The following is a 15713-nucleotide window of genomic DNA, read 5'->3' as shown; positions in this document are numbered from 1 at the left end:
GTCATCGCGGCGTCGACAGTTCGAACCAGACCGTCTTGCCCGTCACGCCGGGGCGGGTGCCCCAGCGGTCGGCGGCATGGGCGACCAGTTGCAGGCCGCGGCCGCTCTCGTCGTCCAGGTCGGCGACGCGTGCGCGGGGCGGGTCGGGCAGGGGGTCGGAGACCTCGACCAGGAGGACGCCGTCGACGCCTCCGGGACGGACCAGCCGGACGCCGATGGGGCCGGTGGCGTGCCGCAGGGAGTTGGTCACCAGCTCACTGACCAGCAGGGCGGCGATGTCGGCGAGGCCGTCGAGCTTCCAGGCGGTCAGCCGGTTCCGGACGGCCGTCCGGGCTGCGCGCACGGCACCCGGGTCCGCCGGGAAAGTCCACTCGGCGCAGTCGCCTTCGGTGTCGATCACGCCGATCACATCCCGGGCCAGCCCATGTCCGCTTTCGTGGGGTTAAGGGGCACATACCCGATATTGGGGCGCCGGTACCGTGCCGAATGGCGTAAGTAGGGGCGCCTAGGAGCTCCCGGGGCTCCGCCGTGGGGCGGCTGCGGGTGCCTCGTGGCCTGTCGCGCCCGGCGACGGAGCCGCGCATCGAGACAGCCCCGCGCCCCTCAAAGCCTCCCGTACCGCTGGTACGTCCTGGTCGAGCCAGTGCACGTCCCAGATCTGCTCCGGCGTCAGCCAGCGCAGTTCGTCATGGTCCTGCAGCGGCCGAGGGGCCGGGGAGTCGGGAACGAGGCGGGCCCTGTACGCCTGAAGGACATAGGGGGGCTTCAGGGGCCACTCACCCGGGACGCGCTCCACGACCTCCGCCGCCACGCCCAGTTCCTCGTTAAGTTCGCGGGACAACGCCTGCTCGGGCGACTCCCCCCGCTCCACCTTTCCGCCCGGCAGCTCCCAGCGGCCCGCGAGTTCGGCGGGCGCGCTGCGGCGGGCCGCGAGGAGGCGGTCGCCGTGATAGAGGGCGGCCGCCACCACCACGATCCGTTCCGTCATGCGCCGGAGCCTACGGGAGGCTCCGTCAGTCGGCCGAACTCGCGCCGTTCGGGCCGATGCGCTCGACCCAGTAGAGCTGCTTGTGGCCGCGGGCATCGAGACTGTCGGCGATCTTCTGGGCCTCGGCCCGGGTCGCATACCTGCCCACGCGGTAGCGATTGCCGTTGTCGTCCTGTCGTATGACGAGCCAGGGAAGAGTGATCGTGCCGTCGTTCATTGCGCCCCACCGCTCCTTCCCGACCTGCGTCGAGCCCCACCCGATAAGGAAACCGCACTCCGCATATGCCCGAGCCTACGCCCTACCTTTACGCAGCGAACACGCGTTTACACAAAGAGGTACGCAACCAGCCAGGACGGACTCCTCCGGCAGGGGGGCGCACCGCTGAACACGCCCCCGGTGGACGGCGACGCCTCCGGTCAGGGACGCCTTCGACACAGCGGTGTCGACCTGCGAGAACGGCCGAATTCGAACGGCGTTCGCCTCCGGGCCGGTTGAGTGTTCGCCCCGGGCAACCTCCCCGGGGCGCGCGCTACTTCACCGGAAGGTGGTACGCGACCTGGTAGCGGTCGGCCGGAATGACCACGTCGGCCGTCTCCACCGGACGGCCCGAGGCGTAGTAGGTGCGGTGGACCACAAGGACGACATGCCCGGGGACACCGCCCAGCGCGAGCAGCTCCTCGGCGAGGCCGGGGCGGGCGCCCACCTCCTCGGTGACGTTGTCCACGACGACGTCGATGGCGGCCATGCGCTCGACCACGCCCATGCCGCCGAGGGGGCCCTCCTCGGGGAGCATCACCGGAGTGCGCCCGGTGACCGCGAGGGGCTCCCAGGAGGTGGAGAGCATCATCGGCTCACCGGCCTCCCGGAAGACGTACTTCGTGCACATCACCCGGTCGCCGGGGCGGATGGCGAGCCGCTCGGCGATGCCCGCCGAGGCCTCGGTCTGCCGGCTGCTGGACTCCCAGGTGCCGCGCCCCTCCCCGTCGGCCTGCTCCTGCCGGAAGGGCGTGGCACCGGAGGCCGGGCGGTAGCCGGAGCGGGCGATACGGCGGGGCACGGGCCGCTCGCGGACGTACGTCCCGGACCCGGAGCGGCCCTCGACCAGGCCCTCGGCCATCAGCACCTTGCGGGCCTCCAGCGCGACGGTGTCCGAGACGCCGTACTCCTCGCGGATCCTGGCCTGGGACGGCAGGCGGGTGTGCGGTGGCAGCGAACCGTCGGCGATCTTCTTGCGGAGATCACCCGCGACACGCAGGTACGCCGGCTGCTCACCGAATGTCACTGGCCGCTCCCATCAGGTTGTACAGACAGCAACAGCCTGGCAACCGTGGGTTGGACCATGCAAGCAAAGGCCAGGGAATCACTCGATGTGATGACATGTTCCGGTGGCGGGCTTTACGCAGGCACTTTCTCCCCGCTATGGCGGCGATCACACCTTGAGTTCGCCACTGTCTGTGGCGCCGCTCCCGTCGCCGTCGTCCTCGTCGGAGGTCGGCCGCTTCGTGGCCAGCCCCAGAGCCTTGCGTGCGGTGACCGTACTGGGGCCGTCGACGTAGTCGTAGCCCTTGTCGTAGTGGATGTAGAAGGCGTCCACGTCGTCGTCCTCGGCCGCGGCGACCGCCTTCGCCCACTCGGCGCGGGCCTGAGTCATGTCCTTCACCAGGGCCGCGACCTGCTTGTCGGCCCGGGCCGGCCAGGACTGCGCGCGAAGGGCCCTGATCTGGTCGTCGAGGCTGTCGTGGACCTTTCGCGACCAGCTCCGGTAGCCGGGCAGGTCGTCCTCGGGGTAGTCCTCGGGCTCCTCCCACAGCACGGTGTCGACGGCGTTGAGGGACTTGAGGAGGGCGATCTGGTACGTGTCGAGCGTGGTCTCGTCGGCGCGCAGCGAGCCGGTCAGGGTGGCGTTGTCGTCGGTGTTGCCGAAGATGCAGGTCACCTCGCGGTCGCCGAGGCGCCAGCTCTGCCGGGTCGGGCCGAAGTAGTACACGTCGACGTTCGCGGGCAGCGCCCAGGTGTCCATGACGTAGGTGTTCTGGAGCGGGTAGCACTTCTCGTCGGCGACGTCGGAGACCGCGCTGTCCCCCGGGAAGGCGGAGTCGGCCATCCGGAACTCGCCGAACACCTCGCCGTCGTGCTCACCCGCGCAGGGCACCTCGTCGACGTCGTACGTCAGGCCTTCGAGGGACTCCCCGGGCGCGTCGAAGCACTGGCCCTTCACCACGGAGAAGGCCGTGCCCTGCGTCGCGCCCTTCTTGAAGCCCTCCCAGGCCTCGGAGAGTCCGCCGGTGGCGAGCGCCGTCACCCACAGGGCGAGCCCGAGCGACGACAGGATCGACCCGGCGACCGCCAGCCCCTTGCCGGACTGGCCCTTCTTCTTGATCTGCGCCAGCGCGACGACGCCGAGCACCAGTCCCACGGCCGGAAAGCAGCACAGGACACCGAGCACCAGGGAGGCGACGGCGAGGCCGTTGACGGAGGGGCGGCGGGCGTAGGGGCTGTAGCCCTGTCCCCAGGTCTGGTACGGCGGGCCATAGGGTTGCCCGTGCGGCTGCCCGTACGGCTGTGGCCCGTACGGCTGCTGTCCGTACGGCTGCTGTCCGTACGGCTGCTGTCCGTACGGCTGCTGTCCGTACGGCGGCGCCCCATACGGCTGCTGCCCCTGCGGCGGCGGCCCGTACGGGTCCGGGGCCGGGGACGGCCCCTGGGCGGGGTCGGGCTGGTGGGGCCCAGGGGGCGGGGGTATGGACACGGGTACCGTGCTCCTGGTTCAGGCAGGTGGGGAACTGACGTACGACAGGGCGCATGGTATGCGCGGGGCGGGCGGGGTGGAATGCCGATCACGGGTGCGACGACCCAGGCGGTGAACGGGCTCACGGCACGGTGGGCGGGGATGTCTTCCGGGGGGACCGTGTTCTCGGCCGCCGGTGTGTGGCCGCTGCTGGCCTTCCTGGCCGACGGGGCACAGGGCGCGGCACGGGCCGAGCTGGCACGGGCGCTCGGGGTGCCCGCGGAGCAAGCCGCCGCCGCGGCGCGGGAGTTGCTCGCGGAACTGGCCGACGCGAAGGCGCTGGACGCGGCGCTCGGACTGTGGACGAAGCGGACACTGGAGCCGCGCGAGGAGTGGGAGGCCGGGCTGCCCACCGACGCGCACGGGGTCCTCACCGGCGATCCCGCCCTCGACCAGCGGGAGCTGGACGCCTGGGCGGCGAAGCGGACGGGCGGTCTGATCGAGCGGCTGCCGGTGCAGGTGCGGGACGACACCGAGTTGGTGCTGGCAAGCGCGCTGGCCCTGCGGACCACGTGGCTGCGGCCCTTCGAGGTGTGTCCGGTACGGCCGTCCGCGGGCCCCTGGCAGGGCCGGACCCTGCGCGGGCTGAACCGCCGCAGCGTGCGGCTTGACCGGGCCGGGGTGGCGACCGTGCCCGCCGGCCGGGTCACCGAGGTGAAGGTGCTCGGCGACAACGGCGTGGACGTCCATCTCCTGCTCGGTGACGAGCACATGACGCCGGGTCAGGTACTGGCGGCGGGGGCGGCCGCGCTCGACGGCACCTGTCCGGTCGTACGGGGGTCGCTGCTTCCGCACGGGCCCGCGGGGCCGGGGCTGCGGGTGGAGGAACGGCCGTGTGCCGCCCCCCTGCAGCCGACGCTGGAGGTGACGACCACGGCGTTCGAGATGCGGGCGCACCACGATCTGCTGGACCTGCACGGGCTGTTCGGCCTCACCGCGGCACGGGACGCCCGCCAGGGCCACTTCCCCGGCATCAGCGCCTCGCCCCTGGCCGTCGGCTCGGCCCGGCAGTCCGTCCTGGCCCGCTTCGACGCGCTCGGCTTCGAAGCGGCCGCGGTGCCGGCGGTCGCGGCGGTGGGCGGAGCGCCGGCGCCCCCGCGCCGGTACACGTCGACCGTGGTCACGGCCGCCTTCGACCGCCCCTTCGGCTTTCTCGCGGTGCACCGCGGGACGCGGCTGGCGCTGACGGCGGGGTGGGTGACGGAACCGGCGCCGCTGCGCTGACCGTCCGTCACCCGTCAGTCCTCAGCCGTCAGTCGTCGAAGGCGGTGGCCCGGGTGCTCTTCTCCCAGGCGGCGACGTCGGCCCGTACGCCGTCGAGGTGATCGAGTACGGCGGTCACCGCGTCGTCGCCGAGGGGCAGCCGCAGCGGGGTCTCCTCGGCGTCGAGCGCGGCACGGATCAGGGCCGCCGCCTTCGCGGGGTCGCCGGCCTGGGTGCCGTCGCCACCGGAGACGAACCCGCGGGTCTCGCTCACCTTGCCGTAGATCCCGCTGTCGGCGCTGACCCCGGCACGGCTCGTATCGAACAGCGAGGTGCGGAAGGCGCCCGGCTCCACGATCAGCACCTTGATGCCGAACTCCCGCACCTCGTCGGCGAGCCCCTCGGACAGGCCCTCCAGGGCGAACTTCGTCCCGCTGTACGCCGAGAAGCCCGCGAAGGACATCTGCCCGCCCATGCTGCTCATCTGCACGATCGCGCCCGAGCGCCGCTCGCGCATGGCCGGCAGCACCGCCCTCGTGAGCGCCGCCGGCCCGAAGACATGCACGTCGAACAGTGCGCGCAGTTCGTCCTCGGTGGTTTCCTCGAACGCGCCGACATGCGTGCGGCCCGCGTTGTTGACCAGCACGTCGATCCGGCCGTGCCGGGCCACCACGTCCCGTACGGCGGCCTCCGCGGCGGCCGTGTCGGTCACGTCCAGGCGCAGCGCCTCCACCTGGTCGGGGTGGGCGGCCACGAGGTCGTCCAGTGCCTCGGGCCTGCGGGCCGCACCGACCACGATGTCGCCGTCGGCCAGGGCGGCCTCGGCGATCGCCCGCCCGAACCCGCTGCTCGCGCCCGTGATCAGCCACACCTTGTTCATGACGACTCCTCTTCTCGGGTTGTCCACGCACCAGCCTGCTGCGGAAGTCGGTTGCCCGTCCAAGACCCACGGTGATAACCGATGGCTATGACGACCGACGTGCATGTACGGGACCTGCGCTACTTCCTGGCGGTGGCCGAGGAGCTGCACTTCACCCGCGCGGCCGAGCGGCTGTACGTGTCGCAGCCCGCGCTGAGCAAGCAGATCCGGGCGCTGGAGCGGCAGTTGGGCGTGGAGCTGCTGCGGCGGGACCCGCGGGGCGTGCTGCTCACCGAGGCGGGCGAGGCACTGCTGCCGCACGCCCGGCAGGTGGTGGAGGCCTGGGCGGCGGCGGACGCGGCGATGGCGACGGCCCGGGCGGCGGGGCGCGGCACGCTGGTGGTGGGCATGAGCACCAGCCCCGGCCGCGGTGGTCTGCTCCCGGCGATCCGCTCCCGCTTCACGGCCGCGCATCCGGAGGCGGTCGTACGGCTGCGGCAGATGGGCTGGCAGGACCCGACCGCGGGCCTGGCGGACGGCGATACGGAGGTCGCCTTCGTCTGGCTGCCGCTGCCCGACGAGGAGCGCTACGGCTGGACCGTGGTCGCCGAGGAGCCCCGCCTGGTCGCTCTCCCCGAAGGCCACCCGCTCGCCGCCCGGGCGGAGGTGGACTTCGCCGACCTCGCCGACGAACCGTTCCTCGCCCTGCCGCCCAGCGCGGGCCCCCTGCGCGACTTCTGGCTGGCCCTCGACGAACGGGGCGGCCGCCCGCCCCTCGTCGGCGCGGAGATCGCGGGCACCGAGGAGACCTACGAGGCCCTCGTGGCCGGCCTCGGCATCTGCCTGGTGGCCGCCGGCAACGCCCCCCTGATCACCCTGGGCGGCGTGGTCACCCGGCCGGTGCGCGGCATCGCCCCGAGCAGATACGCGCTGGCCTGGCGCGAGGAGGACGGGGGGCGGCCGTTGGTGCGGGGGTACGCGGAGGCTTGTCGGTGGGTGGCGGGTGCGGTCTGACGGGTGTGGGCTTCGGTCGCCCACTCACTCGGCCGCCGTGAGCCTGTCGTCCGTCATGCCCAGCCGCGCCTGTTCCTCTTCGACGATCTGCCGGGCCAGGTCGGTGTCCGACACGTCGATCGCGTCCGGGCTGGCCTCGGCCACGGCGCTGCGGCGGGCGTAGGCGTCGAAGAGGCGGGTCTTCATCTCCAGCAGCTTCACCAGGCGTTCGTCGACGCCCCCGGTGGCGAGGAGACGGTACACACGGACCGGCCTGACCTGACCCATGCGGTGGGCGCGGGCCACCGCCTGGTGTTCGATGGTGGGCTTGATCTGGGGTTCGCAGATGACGACGACGGAGGCGGCCTGCATGTTGAGGCCGACGCCCGCTGCCTGGATCTGCGCCACGAGCACCGCGGGGCCCGGGACACCGGCGAAGTCGTCGACCATCTGCTGCCGCCGCCCGGCCGGGACACTTCCGGTGAGCGGACCGAACAGCGCGGTGCCGTCGGCGCTCGCGGTCGCGAGTGCTTCCCGCACCACGCCCAGTACGTCCTTGAAGTGGGAGAAGACCACCGTCTTCTGCCCGTTCTCGGCGGCCTCCCGGACGATCTCCAGGAGCCGGTCCAGCTTGGCCGACTTCTCGGGGCGCATGTACGCGGCCCTGCGCATCGCCATGAAGTTGCCCGCGCGGACGGCTTCACGGTAGGCCTCCTCGTCCGACGCGCTCAGTTCCTCCCACTCGTCGGTCTGCTGGAGGCTCGGGAGTTCCGTGAGCACGTCCTCCTGGTTGCGCCGCAGGTAGACCGGGGCCACGGTCTTGCGGAAGGCGACCGATCCGGCCCACCGCTCCCGCTCTCCGAGGGAGTCCGCGAGGTCGCCGTCGAGCATCCGGACCAGGTTGTGGAACTCCACGACCCTGTTCTCCATCGGCGTTCCGGTCATGAGGAGGGCGCGCTCGCACCGCTCCGCCCACACGGCGACCGCCTGCGACCGCTTGGCCTTCGGGTTCTTCACGGAGTGCGCCTCGTCCACCACGAGCAGTCCGACCTCCCCGCCGCCCGGCACGGGAAATCCACGCAGTGCGTCGAAGGTGGTCACCCCGACCCCGCCCCGACCCTTCCAGTCGGCGAACGCGAGGTGCCGGTCGGGGCCGTGGAGCACGGTGACCCGCAGGGCGCTGCGGGTCTCGATCTCCCGGGTCCAGTTCACGAGGACGCTCGCCGGGCAGACGACCATGAAGTGGCTCTGTCCCCCGGCCGCCAGGTGTGCCAGCACGGCGATCGCCTGGATGGTCTTGCCGAGTCCCATCTCGTCGCCGAGGATCACCTTGCGCTGAGCCAGCGCGAAGCGGGCGCCGAAGGCCTGGTAGCCGCGCAGGGAGACCCGTCGGTGCGCGTCGTCGAGGGGCTGGGTCCGTACCCGCTCGGCGATCTCGTCCGGCAGGAAGCCCTCGGCGGCGGCCGCGTCCGGCTGCCGCCCGGAGATCTCGGCGAGCAGGCTGTAGTACTCGGCGGAGCGGAGTTCGAAGTCCACCCAGGCCGCGATGTCGGACGGGGGCACCCGGAGGAGGTCCACCGAGGCCTGGGCGAGCAGCTCGGGCAGGCCCGACCGCTCCGCCTCGTCCACCAGCGACCGGATCTCGGTGACGGCCGCCCACGCACGGGCCTTCTTCTCCTGGCCCGCCAGGAGAAGCCGGATTCGTCCGACGGTGAGCCTGGCGTCGGCAAGCAGCGGACCGAGCCGCTCCGACAGTACGGCGGCCTTGTCGACCGCACGCCGGGCGTCCGGACCGGCCTCCACCAGGACGTGCAGGGCCATGACGAGCGCGGTGGTGCTCGGTTCCGGCCGCTCCACGTCGATGTGGACGGCCACGGTCTCGTGCGCGGCCTCGGAGAGCCGGCGGGCGGCCGCGAGCATCTGGTCCACGGTGCGCTGCCCGACACCGGGAATCTGCCGCAACCGGTAGGGACCTGCTGCGAGCACGCTGCCCACCGTGCGCAGTCCGCTCTTCTCGACGCTCCCCAGCCGCAGCCGGCCTTCGGTGACGTCCTGCAGTCGGGCCACCGGAATGGCGTCGAGCTCCCGCTGCACCGCCGCGTCGTGGATCGGCTTCAGCGCGGCCCGTACGGCCTCCGCAGCCCTGCCGTGGTCGGCGACCACCGCCCGGGCCGCCTCGTACAGCCGCGCTCCCCTCGCGACCGTGTCCCGCTCACCACGCCCCACGCCCCCGCCCCTCCATGGACAGAAACCTGTGCCCCCGCCGAGAGGCGGGTGGACACAGGTTCCTGGTCGGTCGTCAGACGTTGAAGCGGAACTCCACCACGTCCCCGTCCTGCATGACGTAGTCCTTGCCCTCCATCCGCGCCTTCCCCTTCGCGCGGGCCTCGGCCACCGAACCGGTCTCCACCAGGTCGTCGAAGGAGATGACCTCCGCCTTGATGAAGCCCTTCTGGAAGTCGGTGTGGATCACGCCGGCCGCCTCGGGGGCCGTGGCGCCCTTCTTGATCGTCCAGGCGCGGGACTCCTTGGGGCCTGCCGTGAGGTAGGTCTGGAGGCCGAGGGTGTTGAAGCCGACGCGGGCGAGGGTGGCGAGGCCGGGCTCCTCGGCGCCGACCGACTCCAGGAGCTCCATCGCGTCCTCCTCGTCGAGCTCGGCGAGGTCCGCCTCCAGCTTGGCGTTGAGGAAGATCGCCTCGGCGGGGGCGACCAGGGCGCGCTGCTCGTCCTTGAAGGCCTCGTCGACCAGCTCGTCCTCGTCGACGTTGAAGACGTACAGGAAGGGCTTCGTCGTCAACAGGTGCAGGTCGTGCAGCAGTTCCTCGTTGCCGGAACCCTGGACGATGCCCGCGGAGAACAGCGTGTCGCCCTTCTCCAGGATCTCCTTCGCCGCCTCGACCGCCGCGACCTTCGCCACGACGTCCTTCTTGATCCGCGACTCCTTCTGGAGGCGGGGCAGGACCTTCTCGATGGTCTGGAGGTCGGCCAGGATCAGCTCGGTGTTGATCGTCTCGATGTCGTCCTTGGGCGAGACCTTGCCGTCGACGTGGACGACGTTCTCGTCCTTGAAGGCGCGGATGACCTGGCAGATCGCGTCGGACTCACGGATGTTCGCGAGGAACTTGTTGCCCAGGCCCTCGCCCTCGGAGGCGCCCTTCACGATGCCCGCGATGTCCACGAAGTCGACGGTCGCCGGGAGGATCTTCTGGGAGGAGAAGATCTCGGCCAGTTTCGTCAGGCGCGGGTCCGGGACGCCGACCACGCCGACGTTCGGCTCGATCGTGGCGAACGGGTAGTTGGCCGCCAGCACGTCGTTCTTGGTCAGGGCGTTGAACAGGGTCGACTTGCCGACATTCGGCAGACCGACGATTCCGATCGTGAGCGACACGTTGCGACTTCCCGTACATGAGAGGAGACGTGAGGAGACTGGCGGCCAGGGGGCCGATCCACCAGTCTACGGCGTGTCGCAGCACGCTCCGGCGGCCCTCTCGAACGCATGGCCAAGGTCTTTCCCACGGCGTGTCTCACGAGCGATTCCACACATAAACAGACCTAGGTTGGTCCAGTGGAGCAACACAGGACCCGACCCCCGCACAACGGAACGCGACGCCCGGCCCAGGGAGCACCGCTGCCCGCGCAAGCCCGCGGCGAGCGCCGGCCGCCGATGGGCCGCCGCCCGCCGCCCCCCGTGGTCCAGTCACTGCGGCGGCTGCCCAACCCCCGGCTCACCGGGCTCGGCGGCGGCCTGTTCTGCGCCGGGCTGATGGTCGCGCTCGGCTTCCTCGTCTCCCTGCTGTTCGGCTCGTCGCTCACCCTGTACGGCGTGCTGTTCGTACCGGTCAGTGTGCTGACGTCGGTCTGGATGCGGCGGGGCGACCTGCTGACCGCCCCGATCATCGTGCCGATCGCCTTCGCCGTCGGGCTCCTCCCGGTCGCCGACAGCGGCGGGGGCACCTCGGGCCGGCTGATGGGCCTGTTCACCGCCCTGGCCACGCAGGCCGGCTGGCTCTACGCCGGGACCCTGGCCGCCGGCCTCATCGCCCTGGTCCGCAGGATCCGGCTGGTGCGGGGCCGCTCGCGCTGACGCCGGCGTGGGCCGACGGCAGGAGTCCAGCGGCCCGCTGGCCGGCCTACTCCTGCGCCGCCCGCATCGCCGCCCCCACGATCCCCGCGTTGTTCTGCAATTGCGCCGGGACGATCTCGGCCTTGATGCCCTCGATGTGGGGCAGGAACTTCTGGGACTTGCGGCTGACGCCGCCGCCGACGATGAACAGCTCGGGCGAGAAGAGCATCTCGACGTGGGCGAGGTACTTCTGGACGCGGTGGGCCCAGTGCTCCCAGGTGAGCTCCTCAACCTCCCTGGCCTTGCTGGACGCCTTCTTCTCGGCGTCGTGGCCGTGCAGTTCCAGGTGGCCCAGCTCGGTGTTGGGGACGAGGACTCCGTCGACGAAGAGTGCGCTGCCGATGCCGGTGCCCAGAGTGAGCAGGATGACGGTGCCCTTGCGGTCCTTGCCGGCGCCGAAGCTCATCTCGGCGACGCCCGCCGCGTCCGCGTCGTTGACCACGGTCACCGGCAGTCCGCCGAGCCGGTCGCTGAACAACGCGCGCGCGTCGGTGTCGATCCAGCTCTTGTCGACATTAGCCGCCGTACGGATGTGGGATCCGCCGGTGACCACGCCCGGGAAGGTCAGCCCGACCGGGCCGGTCCACCCGAAGTGGTCCACGACCTGCTTCACCCCGTCGGCCACGCTGTCGGGCGTCGCCGGGTGCGGGGTGAGCACTTTGTGGCGCTCCTGGGTGAGCTCGCCCTTGTCCAGGTCCACAGGGGCGCCCTTGATCCCGGATCCGCCGATGTCCAAGCCGAAGATCTGCATGGCCCTACGTTACGACGGACGACGGACAGTCACGCCTCGGAGGTCCCCTTGCGCTCCGCGACCAGCGCCGCGGCCTCCTCGCGCAGGTCGCGCCGCAGTTCCTTCGGAAGGGAGAAGGTGATGGACTCCTCGGCCGCCTTCACGAGTTCCACGTCACCGTAGCCGCGCTGCGACAGCCACTCCAGGACCTCCTCGACGAGCACCTCCGGCACCGAGGCGCCCGAGGTCACGCCGACCGTGGTCACGCCCTCCAGCCAGGCCTCGTCGATCTCGCTCGCGAAGTCCACGAGGTAGGCCTCGCGGGAGCCGGCGAGCTTGGCGACCTCGACGAGCCGCTTGGAGTTGGAGGAGTTGCGGGAGCCGACCACGATGACCAGCTCGGCCTCGGCGCCCATCTGCTTGACGGCGAGCTGGCGGTTCTGGGTGGCGTAGCAGATGTCGTCGCTGGGCGGGGAGATGAGCTGCGGGAACTTCTCCTTGAGGGCGTCGACGGTCTCCATGGTCTCGTCGACGCTCAGGGTCGTCTGGGAGAGCCACACGATCTTCGACGGGTCACGGACCTCGACCTTGGCGACATCGGCCGGGCCGTCGACGAGCTGGATGTGCTCGGGTGCCTCGCCGGAGGTGCCGATGACCTCCTCGTGACCCTCGTGCCCGATCAGGAGGATGTCGTAGTCCTCATTGGCGAAGCGCACGGCTTCCTTGTGGACCTTGGTGACCAGCGGGCAGGTCGCGTCGATGGTGGCGAGCTTGCCGCGCGCGGCCTCGTCGTGGACGACGGGGGCGACGCCGTGGGCCGAGAACATGACGATGTTGCCCGGCGGGACCTCCTCCGTCCGTTCGACGAAGATGGCGCCCTTCTTCTCCAGGGTCTGCACGACGTACTTGTTGTGGACGATCTCGTGCCGGACGTACACCGGAGCGCCGTACTGCTCCAGGGCTTTCTCGACGGCGATCACGGCGCGGTCCACACCCGCGCAGTAGCCACGGGGGGCGGCGAGCAGGACACGGCGGCCAGGCGAAGCAGTCATGCGTCCCATCGTAAGGCCGCGTACGGCTCGTCGAAGATCGCCTCCGAGCCGGGTTGGTGGTGTGAGGATCTGCGGGGGCTCGCACCACCGGGGCCCAACCCCCCGGCGGCGGTGCCCGCACGGGAGGGCGCTGCTCACCCGGCGCGGCCGGTGGCCGGCCGCTGGTGACGGTGCGTTGTCGTAGCGGGCCGTTACGCTCGCGGCATGGCTGTGAACTCGACACCCGAAGCGCCTCTGCCCGTCGGCGAGGTGTCGCGCCTCATCGGCGGCTGGATCGACCGTCTCGGTGCCGTGTGGGTCGAGGGGCAGATCACCCAGCTCTCCCGGCGTCCGGGCGCGGGCGTCGTGTTCCTCACGCTGCGCGATCCGTCGTACGACATCTCGGTGGGCGTGACCTGCTTCCGGCAGGTCTTCGACGACGTCGCCGAGGTGGTGAGCGAGGGCGCCCGGGTCGTCGTCCTGGCGAAACCGGAGTGGTACGCGCCGCGGGGCCAGCTCTCGCTGCGGGCCGCCGAGATAAGGCCGGTCGGGGTCGGGGAGCTGCTGGCCCGGCTGGAGCAGCTGAAGAAGTCCCTCGCCGCGGAGGGGCTGTTCGCAGCAGAGCGCAAGAAGCCGCTGCCGTTCCTGCCGCAGCTCGTCGGGCTGGTCTGCGGGCGGGCCTCGGCCGCCGAGCGGGACGTCCTGGAGAACGCCCGGCACCGCTGGCCGGCCGTCCGCTTCGAGGTGCGCAACGTCCCGGTGCAGGGCGTGCACGCCGTCCCGCAGGTCGTGCAGGCCGTCAAGGAGCTGGACGCGCTGGACGACGTGGACGTGATCATCGTCGCGCGCGGCGGGGGCAGCGTGGAGGATCTGCTGCCGTTCTCCGACGAGCAGTTGGTGCGGGCGGTCGCGTCCTGTCGTACGCCGGTGGTGTCTGCGATCGGGCACGAACCGGACACCCCGCTGCTCGACTACGTCGCCGACCTGCGGGCCTCCACCCCCACGGACGCGGCCAAGAAGGTCGTACCGGACGTGGGCGAGGAGTACGAGCGGGTGCGGGCGCTGCGGGATCGCGCCCGGCGGTGTGTGGAGTCCTTCCTCCAGCGCGAGGAGCGGGGCCTGGCGCAGGCGCTGGCGCGGCCGTCGATAGAGGATCCGCACCGGATGATCGACGAGCGTGCCGACCATGTGGCCGCCCTGGCCGACCGCGCCCGCCGCACCCTGGGCCATCTGCTGGACCGTGCCGACTCCGAGCTGACGCACACGCACGCACGCGTGGTGGCCCTCTCCCCCGCCGCGACCCTCCAGCGCGGGTACGCCGTCCTCCAGAGGGCCGACGGACACGTGGTGCGGGCACCGGACGAGGTGACGGCGGAAGAGACGCTGCGCGCGCGGGTCGCCGAGGGTGAGTTCACTGTCCGAGTCGATGCATAGGGTGGGCGGATGACCAGCAAGGTGGCGGAAGAGGCGCTCGGGTACGAGCAGGCGCGGGACGAGCTGATCGAGGTCGTACGGCGGCTGGAGGCGGGCGGTACGACGCTTGAGGAGTCCCTCGCGCTCTGGGAGCGGGGCGAGGAGCTGGCCAAGGTGTGCCGGCGGTGGCTGGACGGGGCGCGGGCCCGGCTGGACGCGGCGCTGGCCGAGGAGTCGGAGGACGGCGAGGGCGACTCCGAGCAGTAGGTCCCAGGTGATCTGTGAAGCGGATCACCACACCCCGCTTTTAGTTGAAGGTTGAACTTCATTCGCGTACGGTCGGAGACGTCAACCGGTCCACGGTCCGTTTCCGGGGCCGACGTCGTCCCAGAAGGTTCACCATGTCTCTCGTTCTTGACCCCGCCGCCCAGGACCTGCTGTTCCGCGAGGCCCGCACCGCGAACACCTTCACCGACGAGCCGGTGACGGACGAGCAGGTCCAGGCGATCTACGACCTTGTCAAGTACGGTCCGACCGCCTTCAACCAGAGCCCGCTGCGCATCACCCTGGTCCGCTCCGCCGAGGCCCGCGAGCGCCTGGTCCAGCACATGTCCGAGGGCAACCAGCCGAAGACCGCCACCGCCCCGCTGGTCGCGATCCTCTCCGCGGACAACGAGTTCCACGACGAGCTGCCGCAGCTCCTCCCGCACTTCCCGCAGGCCAAGGACCTCTTCTTCAGCGAGCGTCCCGCCCGCGAGGGTGCCGCCGGGCTGAACGCAGCCCTGCAGGCCGCGTACTTCATCATCGGTGTCCGCGCCGCGGGCCTCGCCGCCGGCCCGATGACCGGTCTGGACTTCGAGGGCGTCCGCAAGGAGTTCCTGGACGACGACCACACCCCGCTGATGGTCGTCAACATCGGCAAGCCGGGCGACGACGCCTGGTTCCCGCGCTCCCCGCGCCTCGCGTACGACGAGGTCGTCACCACCGTCTGAGACGGCTGACACACGACGAGAGGGCCCGGCCGCCTGACGGCCGGGCCCTCTCGTGCGGTCTCACGCCATCTTGAGGGACTTCGCCATCTCGGTCAGCTGGTCGAGCGATCCCGTGCCCGCGACCACCGTCGTCGCGCCGTCGCCCCGGTGCACGAGGGCGTCGTAGCGGCCGCCCGTGTACCGCGTCCAGGTGCGGCCCGCGATCCGCTGGGTCTGCTTCGTCGCCTCGGCGCCCTGGCTCGCCTCGTCGATGAACACCGACGGCTTCTGAGTCGACTGCTCGATCTGCACGTACTGGTCACCGGGGGCCTGGAAACCCAGGTGCCAGGCGTCGAACTGGTCACCCTGGAAGCGCACCGAGGTCGCTTTCCAGTCGGCCGGCAGACCCTCGGGCGCGGCCACCGGGTAGGACGCCGCGCGGCGGGCCGTGAGCAGCTCGACGCGGTAGTCCACCGTCTTGATGTCCGGAGCGGAGTCGTCGTGCGGGATGAACACGTAGATGACCGCCGCCGCGATCCCGATCAGGCCCAGGGAGAGAATCATGTCCCGGACCGTCTTCTGCTTGCCGTTCGAACCTGCCACGCCCCCTATC

Annotated in this window: 17 protein-coding genes; 6 read left to right on the top strand and 11 right to left on the bottom strand. The window is 71.3% G+C overall.

Annotated features, from left to right (window positions below; genetic code table 11):
• Position 1: 1 nt before the first annotated feature.
• The 5 genes from H293_RS0120340 to H293_RS0120320 form a co-directional block, all read right to left on the bottom strand.
• Entirely contained in the window at positions 2-409 is a 408-nt protein-coding gene (locus H293_RS0120340; RefSeq protein WP_020119693.1) for an ATP-binding protein, read from the bottom strand.
• A 96-nt stretch (positions 410-505) separates the two neighbouring features.
• Positions 506-988 (bottom strand): (deoxy)nucleoside triphosphate pyrophosphohydrolase, encoded by a 483-nt coding sequence (locus tag H293_RS49795; RefSeq protein ID WP_020119692.1) that lies wholly within the window; start codon positions 986-988, stop codon positions 506-508.
• Positions 989-1013: 25 nt separating this feature from the next.
• Positions 1014-1205, bottom strand: coding sequence for an SPOR domain-containing protein (locus H293_RS0120330; RefSeq protein WP_007384464.1), 192 nt, complete (start codon positions 1203-1205; stop codon positions 1014-1016).
• Positions 1206-1518: 313 nt separating this feature from the next.
• The gene (locus tag H293_RS0120325) at positions 1519-2271 is read right to left on the bottom strand and encodes a GntR family transcriptional regulator (RefSeq protein ID WP_020119691.1); all 753 of its coding nucleotides are present in this window, start codon (positions 2269-2271) and stop codon (positions 1519-1521) included.
• A 147-nt stretch (positions 2272-2418) separates the two neighbouring features.
• Positions 2419-3738 (bottom strand): DUF4190 domain-containing protein, encoded by a 1320-nt coding sequence (locus tag H293_RS0120320; protein ID WP_020119690.1) that lies wholly within the window; start codon positions 3736-3738, stop codon positions 2419-2421.
• Positions 3739-3879: 141 nt separating this feature from the next.
• Here H293_RS0120320 and H293_RS0120315 point away from each other — a divergent pair, with 141 nt between their 5' ends.
• Entirely contained in the window at positions 3880-5001 is a 1122-nt protein-coding gene (locus H293_RS0120315) for a serpin family protein (RefSeq protein WP_259294499.1), read from the top strand.
• 28 nt (positions 5002-5029) lie between these two features.
• Here the strand turns inward: H293_RS0120315 and H293_RS0120310 are convergent, their stop codons facing one another.
• A complete protein-coding gene (locus H293_RS0120310; RefSeq protein WP_020119688.1) occupies positions 5030-5860 on the bottom strand; it encodes an oxidoreductase in 831 nt (276 codons plus the stop codon).
• A gap of 81 nt (positions 5861-5941) precedes the next feature.
• On the opposite strand from H293_RS0120310, the gene H293_RS0120305 reads away from it, so the two are divergent.
• Positions 5942-6853: a LysR family transcriptional regulator gene (locus tag H293_RS0120305; RefSeq protein ID WP_028808032.1), complete on the top strand. Its 912-nt coding sequence runs from the start codon at positions 5942-5944 to the stop codon at positions 6851-6853.
• A gap of 24 nt (positions 6854-6877) precedes the next feature.
• Here the strand turns inward: H293_RS0120305 and H293_RS0120300 are convergent, their stop codons facing one another.
• Both H293_RS0120300 and ychF read right to left on the bottom strand, forming a co-directional pair.
• Positions 6878-9058, bottom strand: a complete 2181-nt coding sequence (locus H293_RS0120300; protein ID WP_020119686.1) for a DEAD/DEAH box helicase — start codon at positions 9056-9058, stop codon at positions 6878-6880.
• A 73-nt stretch (positions 9059-9131) separates the two neighbouring features.
• Entirely contained in the window at positions 9132-10220 is a 1089-nt protein-coding gene (gene ychF, locus H293_RS0120295) for a redox-regulated ATPase YchF (protein WP_020119685.1), read from the bottom strand.
• 177 nt (positions 10221-10397) lie between these two features.
• Here ychF and H293_RS0120290 point away from each other — a divergent pair, with 177 nt between their 5' ends.
• Positions 10398-10916 carry a DUF6542 domain-containing protein gene (locus H293_RS0120290; protein ID WP_063746923.1) on the top strand — a complete coding sequence of 173 codons (519 nt, stop codon included), beginning with the start codon at positions 10398-10400 and terminating at the stop codon, positions 10914-10916.
• A gap of 46 nt (positions 10917-10962) precedes the next feature.
• On the opposite strand, the gene ppgK is transcribed toward H293_RS0120290, so the two are convergent.
• Entirely contained in the window at positions 10963-11706 is a 744-nt protein-coding gene (ppgK, locus tag H293_RS0120285; protein ID WP_020119683.1) for a polyphosphate--glucose phosphotransferase, read from the bottom strand.
• A 29-nt stretch (positions 11707-11735) separates the two neighbouring features.
• Positions 11736-12746, bottom strand: coding sequence for a 4-hydroxy-3-methylbut-2-enyl diphosphate reductase (locus H293_RS0120280; protein WP_078612626.1), 1011 nt, complete (start codon positions 12744-12746; stop codon positions 11736-11738).
• A 195-nt stretch (positions 12747-12941) separates the two neighbouring features.
• Here H293_RS0120280 and xseA point away from each other — a divergent pair, with 195 nt between their 5' ends.
• From xseA to H293_RS0120265, 3 genes are all read left to right on the top strand, one after another.
• Positions 12942-14150, top strand: a complete 1209-nt coding sequence (xseA, locus tag H293_RS0120275) for an exodeoxyribonuclease VII large subunit (RefSeq protein ID WP_020119681.1) — start codon at positions 12942-12944, stop codon at positions 14148-14150.
• 9 nt (positions 14151-14159) lie between these two features.
• Positions 14160-14396, top strand: a complete 237-nt coding sequence (locus tag H293_RS0120270; protein WP_020119680.1) for an exodeoxyribonuclease VII small subunit — start codon at positions 14160-14162, stop codon at positions 14394-14396.
• Between the two features lie 134 nt (positions 14397-14530).
• Positions 14531-15121: a malonic semialdehyde reductase gene (locus H293_RS0120265; RefSeq protein WP_020119679.1), complete on the top strand. Its 591-nt coding sequence runs from the start codon at positions 14531-14533 to the stop codon at positions 15119-15121.
• Between the two features lie 60 nt (positions 15122-15181).
• Here H293_RS0120265 and H293_RS0120260 read toward each other — a convergent pair whose 3' ends face one another.
• Positions 15182-15703, bottom strand: coding sequence for a DUF4245 domain-containing protein (locus H293_RS0120260; RefSeq protein WP_020119678.1), 522 nt, complete (start codon positions 15701-15703; stop codon positions 15182-15184).
• Between the last annotated feature and the right edge of the window lie 10 nt (positions 15704-15713).

This window comes from Streptomyces canus 299MFChir4.1 (assembly GCF_000383615.1).
Taxonomy (GTDB): domain Bacteria; phylum Actinomycetota; class Actinomycetes; order Streptomycetales; family Streptomycetaceae; genus Streptomyces; species Streptomyces canus_C.
Note: the sequence above shows the minus strand (reverse complement) of the source record. Positions and strands in the feature narration are given on the sequence as shown.

Coding starts and splice junctions, on each gene's coding strand:
- H293_RS0120270 (WP_020119680.1), top strand. CDS start 14,160: ATGACCAGCAAGGTGGCGGAAGAGGCGCTCGGGTACGAGCAGGCGCGG.
- H293_RS0120280 (WP_078612626.1), bottom strand. CDS start 12,746: ATGGGACGCATGACTGCTTCGCCTGGCCGCCGTGTCCTGCTCGCCGCC.
- H293_RS0120310 (WP_020119688.1), bottom strand. CDS start 5,860: ATGAACAAGGTGTGGCTGATCACGGGCGCGAGCAGCGGGTTCGGGCGG.
- H293_RS0120305 (WP_028808032.1), top strand. CDS start 5,942: ATGGCTATGACGACCGACGTGCATGTACGGGACCTGCGCTACTTCCTG.
- H293_RS0120315 (WP_259294499.1), top strand. CDS start 3,880: ATGTCTTCCGGGGGGACCGTGTTCTCGGCCGCCGGTGTGTGGCCGCTG.
- H293_RS0120265 (WP_020119679.1), top strand. CDS start 14,531: ATGTCTCTCGTTCTTGACCCCGCCGCCCAGGACCTGCTGTTCCGCGAG.
- H293_RS49795 (WP_020119692.1), bottom strand. CDS start 988: ATGACGGAACGGATCGTGGTGGTGGCGGCCGCCCTCTATCACGGCGAC.
- H293_RS0120330 (WP_007384464.1), bottom strand. CDS start 1,205: ATGAACGACGGCACGATCACTCTTCCCTGGCTCGTCATACGACAGGAC.
- ppgK (WP_020119683.1), bottom strand. CDS start 11,706: ATGCAGATCTTCGGCTTGGACATCGGCGGATCCGGGATCAAGGGCGCC.
- xseA (WP_020119681.1), top strand. CDS start 12,942: ATGGCTGTGAACTCGACACCCGAAGCGCCTCTGCCCGTCGGCGAGGTG.